The sequence below is a fragment of the Catenuloplanes atrovinosus genome (genome assembly GCF_031458235.1).
Taxonomy (GTDB): domain Bacteria; phylum Actinomycetota; class Actinomycetes; order Mycobacteriales; family Micromonosporaceae; genus Catenuloplanes; species Catenuloplanes atrovinosus.
Genome location: NZ_JAVDYB010000001.1, coordinates 2868746 through 2881244 on the forward strand (window position 1 = coordinate 2868746; position 12499 = coordinate 2881244).

Annotated in this window: 9 protein-coding genes; 6 read left to right on the forward strand and 3 right to left on the reverse strand. The window is 73.6% G+C overall.

All coding sequences use genetic code 11. The annotated features are described in order from the left end of the window. The first annotated feature begins 41 nt into the window (after positions 1–41). Both J2S41_RS12875 and J2S41_RS12880 read left to right on the forward strand, forming a co-directional pair. Positions 42–512 (forward strand): hypothetical protein, encoded by a 471-nt coding sequence (locus tag J2S41_RS12875; RefSeq protein ID WP_310367172.1) that lies wholly within the window; start codon positions 42–44, stop codon positions 510–512. Between the two features lie 77 nt (positions 513–589). Then, the gene (locus J2S41_RS12880) at positions 590–2461 is read left to right on the forward strand and encodes a ricin-type beta-trefoil lectin domain protein (protein ID WP_310367174.1); all 1872 of its coding nucleotides are present in this window, start codon (positions 590–592) and stop codon (positions 2459–2461) included. 45 nt (positions 2462–2506) lie between these two features. Here the strand turns inward: J2S41_RS12880 and J2S41_RS12885 are convergent, their stop codons facing one another. After that, complete coding sequence (locus tag J2S41_RS12885; protein WP_310367178.1) at positions 2507–2884, reverse strand: SbtR family transcriptional regulator; 378 nt, start codon at positions 2882–2884, stop codon at positions 2507–2509. Positions 2885–2914: 30 nt separating this feature from the next. On the opposite strand from J2S41_RS12885, the gene J2S41_RS12890 reads away from it, so the two are divergent. After that, on the forward strand, positions 2915–3553 hold the full coding sequence (locus tag J2S41_RS12890; RefSeq protein WP_310367182.1) for an aldo/keto reductase: 639 nt from the start codon (positions 2915–2917) through the stop codon (positions 3551–3553). Positions 3554–3653: 100 nt separating this feature from the next. Here the strand turns inward: J2S41_RS12890 and J2S41_RS12895 are convergent, their stop codons facing one another. Continuing rightward, positions 3654–7319 carry an nSTAND1 domain-containing NTPase gene (locus J2S41_RS12895; protein WP_310367184.1) on the reverse strand — a complete coding sequence of 1222 codons (3666 nt, stop codon included), beginning with the start codon at positions 7317–7319 and terminating at the stop codon, positions 3654–3656. 189 nt (positions 7320–7508) lie between these two features. Here J2S41_RS12895 and J2S41_RS12900 point away from each other — a divergent pair, with 189 nt between their 5' ends. Beyond that, entirely contained in the window at positions 7509–8300 is a 792-nt protein-coding gene (locus J2S41_RS12900; RefSeq protein WP_310367185.1) for an AfsR/SARP family transcriptional regulator, read from the forward strand. Here the strand turns inward: J2S41_RS12900 and J2S41_RS12905 are convergent. Next, the gene (locus J2S41_RS12905; protein ID WP_310367188.1) at positions 8263–9393 is read right to left on the reverse strand and encodes an FAD-dependent monooxygenase; all 1131 of its coding nucleotides are present in this window, start codon (positions 9391–9393) and stop codon (positions 8263–8265) included. The two genes, J2S41_RS12900 and J2S41_RS12905, sit on opposite strands and share 38 nt — an antisense overlap. Positions 9394–9667: 274 nt before the next feature. Here J2S41_RS12905 and J2S41_RS12910 point away from each other — a divergent pair, with 274 nt between their 5' ends. Together J2S41_RS12910 and J2S41_RS12915 are read left to right on the forward strand one after the other, a co-directional pair. Continuing rightward, positions 9668–10666, forward strand: coding sequence for a LacI family DNA-binding transcriptional regulator (locus J2S41_RS12910; protein ID WP_310367191.1), 999 nt, complete (start codon positions 9668–9670; stop codon positions 10664–10666). Positions 10667–10769: 103 nt separating this feature from the next. After that, positions 10770–12449, forward strand: a complete 1680-nt coding sequence (locus J2S41_RS12915; RefSeq protein ID WP_310367194.1) for an ABC transporter substrate-binding protein — start codon at positions 10770–10772, stop codon at positions 12447–12449. Positions 12450–12499: the final 50 nt, after the last annotated feature.

The window sequence follows — 12499 nt, forward strand, 5'->3', positions numbered from 1 at the left end:
TAGCGGACGTCGAATACTTACACCGTAAATCTGGAGGCGCGATGCTCGCGACGGCGCTGGTCCTGATCGTGCTCACGGTCGGATACTTCCTGGTCACCACGCTGGTCGACCTGTTCCCGTTCAACAACGTGCGGGACGTCCCGCCGCGCGATCGCCGTACCGAGGTCGCGGTCAACGCACCGATCCTGGCCGCGCCCGCGGTGCTGCTCGCCGTGGCCGCCGCGCTGGGTGTGCCGTGGCCGGCCTGGGTGGCGGCCGCGATCGAGGTGCTCGCCCTGATCGGCGGGCTCACGCTGTGGTGGCTGCCGTACCTCACCGGCGTCTCCGTGCCGTGGGCCGCCGCCGGGACCGGTCTGAGCTGGCCCGAGTTCCACGCGCGCGGCTATGCCCGCACGGTGACCGTGCTGCCGCGGATCGGCGACCGCCCGCGCCCGAACCTCGAGCACACGATCCTGCACGCGCTGATGGCCGGCGCCGCGGCCAGCGCGATCACGGTCGCGGCCGGGCGGTAAACGTCCCTTTATTCATGGCTTGACTTAAGTCATGATGGGATTCACAGTTCTCACATCCATCGATGTGAGGACGTGCCATGAACCCACCCTCCGCACGTTTCCGTGCCCTGGCCGCCGCCGTGTCGGTGACGGCGGGGCTGAGCGTCGTCGTCGCGGCCGGGCCCGCGGCGGCGGCCGGCGAGACCGTCACCATCCACCTCACCACCACGTCCGACCCGGGCGGCCGGACCGTCACCCGCGGGCTCCAGGCGCAGCCGCCGGTCGTGTTCGCGGCGTCCTCCGCGAACGCCGCGCACACCATCACGGTCAACGAGAACGCGCAGTACCAGGTGTTCGAGGGCGGCGGCGCCTCGATCACCGACACCACGGCCTACCTGTTGCGCGGTGGGCCGGTCAGCGCCGCGACCCGAGACGACGTGATGCGCAAGCTGTTCAGCCCCACGGACGGCATCGGCCTGTCCTTCGTCCGCAACCCGATCGGCGCGTCCGACCTGTCCCGGCCCGGCATGGTCTCGCTGGACGACACCTGCTGCGACCTCAGCGACTTCAACACCAACGGGTACGACGCGAACGTGCGCCTGCTGACCGTACAGGCGAAGGGCCTGAACCCCGCACTGCGCGTGAAGGGCGTCCCGTGGAGCGCGCCCGGCTGGATGAAGGACAACGGCCGGATGGACCAGATGGGCTGGCTCAAGTGGGAGCACTACCCCACGTACGCCCAATATCTGGTCAAGTACATCCAGTCCTATCAGGCCGCCGGCGTCCGGGTCGACTACATCTCGGTGCAGAACGAGCCGAACTGCTGCCAGGCCGCCAACCCCACCTCGATGAACTACCCGGGCATGTCGTGGAACCCGTCCGGCCTGGTGGAGTTCACCAAGAACTTCGTCTACCCGGCCTTCCGCGCGGCCGGCATCGGCACCAAGGTGCTCATCCACGACTGGAACTACGGTGACTACGCGAACTTCGGCGCCGCGATCCTGGCCGACGCGGGTGTGCGCGACGATCCGCTGTTCGGCGGCATCGCCTGGCACGGCTACTTCGGCGACCCGGCGGTCGGCGGCCAGGTGCACGACGCCTACCCGTCGGTGCCGCAGTTCAGCACCGAGCACTCCGGCGGCACCTGGATCGGCAACCAGCACAACGAGGACCTGGCCGACATCGTCAACTACGCGCGGAACTGGTCGTCCAGCCTGGTCAAGTGGAGCCTGGCGCTGAACCAGAACATGGGCCCGCACAACGGCGGCTGCGGCACCTGCACCGGCCTGATCACCGTGCAGGAGGGCGGCCCGCGCGCCGGCCAGGTCGACTACACGATCGAGTACTACACGACCGGGCACCTCACCGCGTTCGTCAAGCCGGGCGCGCGCCGGATCGACTCCACCGCCAACGGCACGGTGCAGAACGTGGCCTGGCGCAACCCGGACGGCTCCAAGGCGCTGATCGCGCACAACGGCGGTACGGCCGCGCAGTCGGTGAAGGTGCAGTGGGGCGGGCAGTCGTTCACGTACACGCTGCCCGCGCGCACCACCGCCACGTTCACCTGGAGCGGCACCCAGTCCGGCAGCGGCGGCGGCACCGTCTCCGGGCTGGGTGGGCGCTGCCTGGACGTGCTGGACAACAACTCCGCCGACGGTACGCCGATCCAGATGTGGACCTGCTTCGGCGGCGCCAACCAGCAGTGGCAGCGGGCCTCCGACGGCTCGCTGCGCGCGCTCGGCAAGTGCCTGGACGTGACCGGCGGCGCCACCGCCGACGGCACCCGCGTGCAGTTGCACACCTGCAACGGCACGGCCGCGCAGCGCTGGACGTACACCGCCGGCCGTGATCTGGTCAACGCCGGCTCCGGCACCTGCCTGGACGTGGTGGACAACGCCGCGGTGGACGGCGCCCGCCTGCAGATCTGGGCCTGCGGCGGCACCGCCAACCAGAAGTGGACCGTGAACTGAGTCCCGTGCGCGCGTGTGGGCCGCACTCGCCGCCCGCACGCGCCGCTACCGCCGGGTCCGCAGCCCGTCCACGAACACGCCGACCACCCGCCGGTTGTACTCCGGCCCTCGCCCCGGCACCGGCCGGCACAGCACCGTGATCGCGTGCAGCACCTCCTCCGCGTCCACGTCCCCGCGCACCGCGCCGTCCGCCCGCGCGGCATCGAGCAGCGCCTCGAGCGCCGGCCCGAGCCGGGACGTGAAGTAGTCCGGCAGCCCGGCGAACGCGGGATCGCCCGAGTGCAGCGCGGACGCCAGCCCGCGCTTGGTGCCGAGCAACTCCGCGAACCGCTGGATCCACCGATCCAGCGCCTCGCCCGGCGGAAGCGACCCGCCCAGCGCCGGCCCCGCCTCCGCCACCGCGTCGATCCCGCTCTCCACCACGGCCTTGACCAGGTCCGCCCGTTGCGGGAAGTGGCGGTAGACCTCGAGGAGACGCTGTCCGCGCTGACCGACCTGATCCGGGCCGGCAAGGTCCGCGCGATCGGCGCGTCACACACGCCCGCGTCCGGCATCGTGGAGGCACAGTGGATCGCCGAGCGGCGCGGCGTGTCCCGCTTCCACACCGAGCAGCCGGCCTACTCCATCCTCAACCGCGGCATCGAACGTGAACTACTGCCGGTCACCCAGCGGTTCGGCATGGGCACGCTGGTCTGGGGCCCGCTCGGCCAGGGCATGCTCACCGGCCGCGTCCGCCGGACCGGCAGCGACCTGCGCCGCGCCGGCCTCTTCCAGCACCTCGGCGACGAACGCCGGATCGAGGCCACCGAGCGCCTGATCCCCCTCGCCGCCGACGCCGGCCTGCCCATGACGCACCTGGCGATGGCCTTCGCGACCGCCCACCCCGGCGTCACCAGCGCGCTCATCGGCTTCCGCACCGACCGCCACCTCGACGACCTCATCTCCGGCCTGGACGTCACCCTCCCCACCGACGTCCTCGACCGCATCGACGAGATCGTCCCACCCGGCACCGACATCGGCACCCTCGACCAGACCTACCAGCCGCCCGCCCTGCACCGACCCTCCCTCCGCCGCCGCCTCCCGGCCGCATAACGGATCATGTCCCGCATGGTCCCGCGGGCCGGCCTCGCCGCGGGCTTCGACTCCGCCGGCGCTCCGCTCGCGGCGGAGAGTGTCGATCGGGTGGTGCCGGTCAGCATGGGGAGCGGAACGGGCGGCCCGGGAAGTGGGTGTCCCACTCCGCGCGGAGCGACGCCGGGTCGGTGCGGGCGCAGATGCGGTCGGCGGTGCGTTCGGTGTCCAGGTCCCACAGGATGGTGGTCCAGTCCTCGCCGCCGGTGGCGAGGGTGTGGCCGTCGGGGGTGAAGGCGAGGGCGTCGACGGGTTTGCCGTGGCCGGTGAGGATGGCGAGCTCGCCGGGGTGCCGGGGGTCGCGGACGTCCCACAGGCGGACGGTCGCGTCCGAGCTGGCGGTCGCGAGCGTGGTGCCGTCCGGGCGGAACGCGGCGGCCATCACGCCGTCGGCGTAGCCGGTGAGCGTCGCCAGCGCCGAGGGTTCGGTGGGGCGGGCGACGTGCCACAGGCGGGCGGTGCCGTCGTCGCCGCCGGCGGCCAGCAGGTCGCCGCCGGGGTTGAACGCCACGGTCTTGACGGCCTGGGTGCCGGACTCCAGGGTGCCGAGCGCGGCGGGGCGGGACGGGTCGGCGACGTCCCACAGGCGGACGGTCCGGTCCGCGCCGCCGCTGGCCAGGATCGTGCCGTCGTGACGGAACGCGACCGTCTCGGCGGCGCCGGTGTGGCCGGTGAGCGTGGCGGACGGCATCGGGCGGCCGCCGTCGAGGCGGATCAGGCGGACGGTGCCGTCGTCGAGCGCGGCGGCCAGCATCCGGCCGTCCGGGCGGAACGCGATGTCCTCGACCGAGCCGGGCAGGCTCACGATCTCCCGCTGCCGGCCGGAGGCGGGGTCCCACAGCCGTACGGTGCGGTCGTGGCCGGCCGAGGCCAGCAGCGTGCCGCCCGGCTGGAACGCCACGTCGTTGACCGGCCCGGTGTGGCCGCGCAGCACCGCGGCCGCACGGGGCCGGCCGGGCTCGGGGACGTCCCACAGCCGCACGGTCCGGTCGTACCCGCCGGTCGCGATCGTGCGCCCGTCGTCGCCGACGGCCACGCCGTAGACCGAGCTGGTGTGGCCGACCAGGCGGAACGCGGTCACGTCCCACAGCCGGGCGGTACGGTCCGCGCCGGTGGAGACGATGGTGTGCCCGTCCGGGCTGACCGCGACCGAGGTGACCGCGGTGGTGTGGCCGGGCAGCGCGGCGAGTTCACGCGGGCCGCCCGGGTCGTCGATCGACCACAGGCGTACGACCGCGTCGGCGCCGCCGGAGACGAGCGTCCGGCCGCCGGGTGCGAACGCCAGGGCCCGGACCGCGTCCGTGTGGCCGGTCAGCGCCGCGGTCTGCCGGGGCCGTGCCGGGTCGCGGACGTCCCACAGCCGTACGGTGTGGTCCTCGCCGCCGGTGGCGAGCGTGCGACCGTCCGCCGTGACCGCCACCGCGGCGATCCCGGAGATCGGCAGCGCGACCGGCGGGCGCGCGGCGCCGGGATGGCGCGCGTCCCAGCGGTGGACCGTGCCGTCCGGGCCGGCGGTGGCGAGCGTGGCCTGGCCGGCCGCGGTGACCACCGGCGGGCCGACCAGCCCGCGCACGTCCGCGAGCGGTCGCGGCCGGGCCACGTCGCGCAGGTCCCACGCGCGGGTGCTGCCGTCCTCGCCGGCCGCGGTCAGCGTGGTCCCGTCCGCCGCGAACGCGAGCGCCCTGATCGGCGCGTGGTGCGGCGGCAGCACGGCGACCGGTGTGGCGCGGTTCGGGTCGTCCACGTCCCACAGCTGCACGGTGCGGTCGTCGCGGCCGGCGGCCAGCAGCCGCCCGTCCGGGCTGAACGCGCTGGCCCGCACGTCGCCGGCGTCGCCGAGCCGGGTCGCGTACGGCGTCGCGAAGCTGCTCAGCACGCGGCTGCGCGCCTCCACGGCGGGGGAGAGGCGGTAGGCGGCCAGCCCGAGCAGCGCCGCCAGCCCCGGGTTGGTCGTGCGCAGCGCCTCGGCCCGGTCCGCGGCCCGCTGCGCGGTGGCGGCGTCGCGCTGCCGGGCGGCCGACTGCTGGGACCGGACCGCGACCGCGGTGGCGCCGGTGGTGAGCAGGCACAGCGCGGTCAGCGCCACGACCAGCCGGCGCAGGCGGCGGCTCCCGCGCTGCGCCACGTCGAGCTCCGCGGCCCGCGCGGCGAGGCTGGCGTCCAGGAACGCGGTCTCGTCCGGGTTCAGCGCGCCGCCGCCCCCGGCCGCCGCCCACTCGCGGGCGACGTCCAGCGGCGTGCCCCGGTAGAGCACGCCCGGGTCCCGGCCCATCGACCGCCACAGCGTGGCCGCCTCGGTCAGCCGCCGGTGTACGCGCAGCCCGTCCCGGTCCCGGTTGAGCCAGTCGTGCAGGCGCGGCCAGCAGCGGATCAGCGACTCGTGGGTGATCTCGATGGTGTCCCGGCCGACCGTGAGCAGCCGCAGCGCGGTGAGTCCGTCCACGACCGCCGCGGTGTCCGGGTCGGCGAGCCCGGCCTCGTCCCGGTGGATGGGGCGCTTGGTGTCCTCGGTGCCGTCGCCGAGCGCGGTCAGGCGGCACAGCAGCCGGCGCGCGGCGTCCTGCCTTGCCGGGCCGAGCGTGGCGTACCAGGCCTCGGCGGTGCGGGCGAGCGACGCGTCCAGTCCGCCCGCGGCCTCGTACCCGGCGAGCGTGAGGGTGTTGCCGCGGCGCCGCCGCCACGTCTCCAGCAGCGCGTGGGACAGCAGCGGCAGCGCGCCGGCCCGGCCGTGCGCGTGCGCGACCAGCGTGGTCAGCAGGCCGGACTCGACCGCGCAGCCGGCCCGGACCGCGGGACCGGTGATCGCCTGGCGCAGCTCCTCCGGGCTCATCGGCCCGACCGTGACCGGCGCGTCGTCCAGCGCCTCCACCAGGTCCGGGAACGCGGTGCAGTGCGGGAGGAAGTCGGCGCGCACGCCCAGCACCACCCGGCAGCCGCTGTTGCCGGTCCGCGCGGCCGTGGTCAGTGCCGCCACGAACCGGGCCCGCTCACCGGCGTCCGCGCACAGCGTGAACACCTCCTCGAACTGATCCACGACCAGCAGCAGCTCGTCCTCCGGCCGCCCGGCCAGCGGCGCCCGGCCGGCGAACACCGGCCGCCCGGCCAGCACCTGCCGGACGGCGCGGTGCAGCGCGCGCGGTTCGGCGCGCAGCTCGGCCAGCAGCGCGCCGGGCGTGCCGCCGGTGAGCCGGGCCACCTGGACCGCGCACTCCTCCAGCGGATGCGCGCCCGGCGTGAACAGCACGCCCGGCCGGCGCGCCAGCAGGCCCGCGCGCAGCAGCGACGACTTGCCCGCGCCGGACGCGCCCCAGACCACGACCAGCCGGCGCTCGGTGAGCGTGCCGAGGAGCCGGTCGGCCAGCCGGTCGCGGCCGAAGAAGCGGTCCGCGTCCGCGGCCTGGAACGCGGCCAGTCCCACGTAGGGCGCGTTCCCGTCGTCCGCGGCCGGCGGCGCCGCGTCGGCGGCCAGCTCACGCCACCGGGCGGCCCACTCCTCCTCGTCGCCGTCGCAGGCCCGCACGTACGCGATGGTCACCGCCAGCGTCGGCAGCCGGCGCCCGGACGCGGCCTCGGACAGCGTCGCCGCCGAGTAGTGCGCGCGCTGGGCGAGCCGCCGGTACGGCGGATTCCCCGCCTTGCGCCGCAGCCGGCGCAGCCCCTCCGCGAACTCGATCAGCAGGTCGTCGGTCCCGCCCTCCAGCGGTCGCTCGGCACGCGGCATGGCCATCCCCCGATCCGGTCCCCCCGTAGACCGGCATCGATTCTCTTCCGCCCCCGGGCGCCGGGGCACCGGCCTGTCGTCAAGGCGACCGCGATGTTCGGAAATCGTTGTACGGCTTCGCGCCCCCGACGCCGGACAACGCGCCGGCGGCTAGAAACGAGGGTGACGACGCGTGACACACGTGAGGGGGACGTGATGGAGACGTGGCGACTGACCGTGACCGTGCTCGGGCCGCTGACCGTGACGCGCGCGGGCCGGCCGGTGCCGGTGACCGCGCCGCGGCTGCGGACGGTGCTGGCCATGCTGGCGATGTCGGCCGGCACCGTGGTGTCGGTGGCGCGGCTGGCCGAGGCGGTCTGGGGCGAGCGGCTGCCGGGCGACGCGCGGCGCGCGGTCCAGCTGTACGTCACCCGGCTGCGCGAGCTGCTCGGGCACGACGCGATCGAGACCGCGCCGGACGGTTACCGGCTGTGTGCGCGCCCGCACGACGTGGACGCGCTGCGCTTCCTGCGGCTGACCGAGAGCCCGGTGACCACCCGGGCCGCGCTCGCGCTCTGGCGGGGAGCGCCGTTCGACGGCGTCCGCTCCGACTGGTTGCACGGCGTTGAGGCGCCCCGGCTGGTCGAGCGCTACCTGGACGCGCTGGAGCGCCGGATCGCGCAGGACCTGGACGCCGGCCGGCCCGGCGCGGTCCTGTCCGAGCTGCGCGGCCTGACCGCCCGGCACCCGCTGCACGAGCCGTTCTGGGAGCTGCTGATGCACGCGCTGTACCGGTGCGGGCGGCAGGCGGACGCGCTGGCCGCGTACCGCAGCGCGCACCGGCGGCTGGACGAGGAGGTCGGCGTGCCGCCCGGCCCGGCCCTGCGCGACCTGCACCGGCGCATCCTCACCGCGGACCCGTCGATCGCACCGCCGGCCGATGCCGGCCGCCGCCGGTCCGCGGTCGCGCTCAGGACAGGCCCATCGCCGGCCGGGGCTCCCGGATGAGCAGCTTGGCGGCCTGCCCGACGACCACCCGGCGTACCCCGTGGTTGAAGGGGCTGGACGGCACGAAGCCCTCGCCCTTGACGTGCGCGATGAGCTGGTGGGTACGGATGGTCGGGCGCATCCGGCGCTCCCACCGGCGCAGCGCGCGGGCCACGGTCGGCTCCGCGGTCAGCGCGTCGCCGAGTTCGGCCGCCCCCATCATGCCGGTGCTGGCGCCCATGCCGGAGTAGAGCGTGAGGCACCAGGCGGCGTCGCCGAGCAGCAGCACCCGGCCGCGGTGCCAGTGCCGCATGCGCACCTGCTGCACGGAGTCGAAGAGGCGCTCCGGCGCGCTGCCGAGGCGGTCGAGCACCCACGGCACCGGCCCGCCCATACCGGCGTACCGGGCCGCCAGCGCCTCGGCCGGGTCCTTGCGCAGTTCCGCGGCGACGTCCCGGGCCCGGTACGCGAACAGCGCGGTCGGCGGCCGGTCCCGGTACGGGAAGATCCACAGCGAGCGGCCGGGCTCGACCAGCGCGAGCTGGTCCGAGCCGGAGTAGCCCGGCACCGGCCCGTCCAGCGAGAACGTGCAGATCACCGAGTGGTTCGGCCGGAGGAAGCGCTCGTCCGGCCCGAACGCCAGCCGGCGGACCGTGGAGCGCAGCCCGTCCGCGCCCACGACCAGGTCGAACCGCTCCGGGCCGGCGCCGAGGTCCACGTGGACCGCGTCGCCGGCCTGCCGTATGGAGCGCGGCCCGGTGCCGAACCGGATCTCGGTGTCCGGGCTCAGCCCGTCCCAGAGCGCGGCCTCCACGTCGCCGCGCATGGTGCCCTCGGGCTGGCCGGGCTGGTCCAGGAAGCCGACGCTGCGCCGGCGCACGCCCGCGGCGTCGACCGCCCAGGTGCGGTGGTCGGCCGGCGTGCGCAGGTGCATGGCGTCGAAGACGCCCAGCCGGGACGCGGCCTTCTTGCCCGCGGGGAAGAGGCCGACGAAGTATCCGCCGGTGCGGCGCGCGGGGGCGCGCTCCACGATCACCGGCGTCCAGCCGGCACCGGACAGCGCGATCGCCGCGGCCATGCCGGCGACGCCGAGACCCACCACAAGAGCTCTCACGAGCGCCAGTCAAACGGAGCGAGCCGCCAGATCCAAATCATAACGTTTCGATCGCGACCGTCAGTGACCGCGGGCGATGCGTGGCGGAACGTCCCAATTCCGAGAGAGCGTTCTCCCGGACTTTCTACAGAGCTTGAAATTAGGCGTGGTTCGTTACCTGCGCGTTATTGACGTGGTCCAGCTCACTCGGGTTGACTCCCCCCACGGAACCGCTTCCGCAACCGGTTCCGAACGAGCCGTTAACCGCGGCGATACAGCCCGGGAGGTGAGTGGATTGACGATCACCATCGCGGACGTGGCCGCGGCGGCGGGCGTCAGCAAGACCACCGTCTCCCGCGTGCTGAACGGCAAGGGCGACCTCGACGCGCAGACCGCGGACCGGGTCCGGCGGGTGATCGCCGACCTCGGTTACGTGCCCAGCGCCCGCGCGGTCGGCCTGGCCCGCGGCCGCACCCGGATCGTCGGCATGCTCGTGCCGTCGCTGACCTGGCCCTGGATGGGCGAGGTGCTGCAGGGCGCGGTCGACGCGATGGAGGCGGCGGGCTACGGCCTGCTGCTCTTCACGGTCAACCGCGGTGAGGATTCGATGCGGCAGTTCGCGCAGCAGGTCTCCGCCAAGGCGTTCGACGGCCTGCTGGTCGTCGAGCCGGACGGCCAGACCGACTACATCGCGGAGCTGTACGCGGGCGGCCTGCCGGTCGTGCTCATCGACGACCGGGCCGCGCGCCGGCCGATGTTCCCCTCGGTCGGCACCACCAACCGGCGCGGCGCCCGCTCCGCCGGCGAGCACCTGATCGCGCTCGGCCGGCACCGGCCGCTCGTGATCACCGGGAAGACGTACTTCGGCTGCACGCACGAGCGGGTGGCCGGGTTCGCCGAGGCCTACGCGGACGCCGGGATCGCCATCGACCCGGACCTCGTCTTCGAGGGCGACTTCACCTACGGGTGCGGCCGGGAGGCCGTGCTGCGCAGCGCCGGCAAGGGGTTCGACGCCGTGTTCGCGCACAACGACCTGTCCGCCACCGGCGCGATGCAGGCCGTGATCGAGTCCGGGCGGACCGTACCCGGTGATGTGGCGGTCGTGGGTTTCGACGACCTGCCGCTGGCCGCGCACGCGCAGCCGCCGCTGAGCTCCGTGCACCAGCCGCTGCGGGAGATGGGCGACGCCGCCGCCCGCATGCTGCTGGCGCACTTCGCGGGCGAGCCGCTGCCCGCGAGCCCCGTCACCATCCCGACCACCTTCGTGACCCGCGAGTCCACCACCGCCCGATAAATCACCAAAAACCAGGATCGGCCGCGACGGTACGCACGCCGTGGCGCGATCCCGCACGCCCAGGCACCGGGCATCATCACTGAGAAGACAGGGAGCAGGACCGATGCGTCCGATCAGATCCATCGCCATAGCGCTCACCGGCGTGCTGGCGGCCGCCGCGCTCGCCGCCTGCGGCGAGAGCCCGAACGCGAACCGCGCGAACGGGCAGGCCGCCACCGTCCTCAACGTCGGCATGCCGAACGGCCCGCAGACGGAGAACCACAACCCGTTCCTGGAGTCGTCCTCCGGCGCGATCCTCGGCTACCGCTGGCAGATCTACGAGCCGCTGGCGCTGGCCAACGTGATCCGGCCGACCGACAAGCCGAAGCCGTGGCTGGCCCAGGAGTACAGCTGGAGCGCGGACCTCAAGACGCTGACCGTCACCGCGCGCGAGGGCGCGACCTGGTCCGACGGGCAGAAGTTCACCGCCGAGGACATCGCGTTCACGTACGACCTGATCGGCAAGACGGACGGGATCAACCGGTTCGCGCTGCCGATCGTCTCCGCCACCGCGAACGGCAACCAGGCGTCGATCGTCTTCGAGCGCCCGCAGTTCGTCAACGAGGCCCGGATTCTGCGTGACATCCCGATCGTGCCGAAGCACATCTGGTCCACCATCGCGGACCCGGCCACCGACATCATCAAGAACCCGGTCGGCACCGGGCCGTACACGCTGAAGACCTTCACCCCGCAGACCACCACGCTGGCGGTGCGCACCGAGGGCTACTGGCAGCAGCTGCCGCAGGTCAAGGAGCTGCGCTACACGTCGTACAACGACAACAACGCGCAGACCACCGCGCTGGCCAACGGCGAGTCGGAGTGGAGCTTCGTCTTCATCCCGAACTACGAGACGGTCTACATCGCCAAGGACCCGGAGAACAACAAGATCTTCCCGGCGCCGGTGATCGGCATCCACGCGCTGTACATCAACACCACGGTCAAGCCGTTCGACGACCCGGTGCTGCGCCGCGCGATGAACATGGTGGTCAACCGGAACGACATCTTCGTGCAGGCGTCGGCCGGCTACTTCCACCCGGAGATCACCTCGGTGACCGGCATCCCGACGCCGGCCGGTGACCCGTACATCGCACCGGAGTACAAGGGCCAGACGCACAAGGTCGACGTCGACGGCGCGAAGGCGCTGCTGACCGGCGCGGGCTACACGTACGAGGGCACCACGCTGAAGGACAAGTCGGGCAAGCCGGTCAAGATCAAGCTGACCGACCCGGCGCCGTGGTCCGACTACATCACCAGCCTGGAGATCGTGAAGGACAACCTGTCGCAGATCGGCATCGAGGCCACGCTGGACAAGGCCACCCAGGACGCCTGGCAGAAGTCGGTCGAGGAGGGCACGTTCGAGGCCACGTTCCGCTGGACCAACGGCGGCGCGACCCCGTACGACATGTACCAGACGATCATGGACGGCAAGCTGCTCAAGCCGGTCGGTGAGGTCTCCCAGAACGGCAACTTCGGCCGGTTCGACAACCCGGAGGCCACGGCCGCGCTGGAGGCGTACGCGAACGCGACCGACGACGCGTCCCGCACCACCGCGATGAACACGCTGCAGAAGATCTTCGTCGAGCAGATGCCGGCGATCCCGGTCGGCGCGGACAACGCGGGCGGCGCGTACAACGTCAAGAACTGGGTCGGCTGGCCGACCGCCGAGGACCCGTACGCCCCGGCCCAGCCCACGCAGCCCAACGCGGTCGACGTGATCCTGCACCTCAAGCCCGCCGGCGCCTGAGTCCTTCGAGAACCGCTGTCCCCCCGGGCGCGCCACCGCCGCCCGGGGGG

Bases quoted from the DNA above. Each gene is read 5' to 3' on its own strand.
- J2S41_RS12915 (WP_310367194.1), top strand. From the start codon at position 10,770: ATGCGTCCGATCAGATCCATCGCCATAGCGCTCACCGGCGTGCTGGCG.
- J2S41_RS12895 (WP_310367184.1), bottom strand. From the start codon at position 7,319: ATGGCCATGCCGCGTGCCGAGCGACCGCTGGAGGGCGGGACCGACGAC.
- J2S41_RS12880 (WP_310367174.1), top strand. From the start codon at position 590: ATGAACCCACCCTCCGCACGTTTCCGTGCCCTGGCCGCCGCCGTGTCG.
- J2S41_RS12875 (WP_310367172.1), top strand. From the start codon at position 42: ATGCTCGCGACGGCGCTGGTCCTGATCGTGCTCACGGTCGGATACTTC.
- J2S41_RS12900 (WP_310367185.1), top strand. From the start codon at position 7,509: ATGGAGACGTGGCGACTGACCGTGACCGTGCTCGGGCCGCTGACCGTG.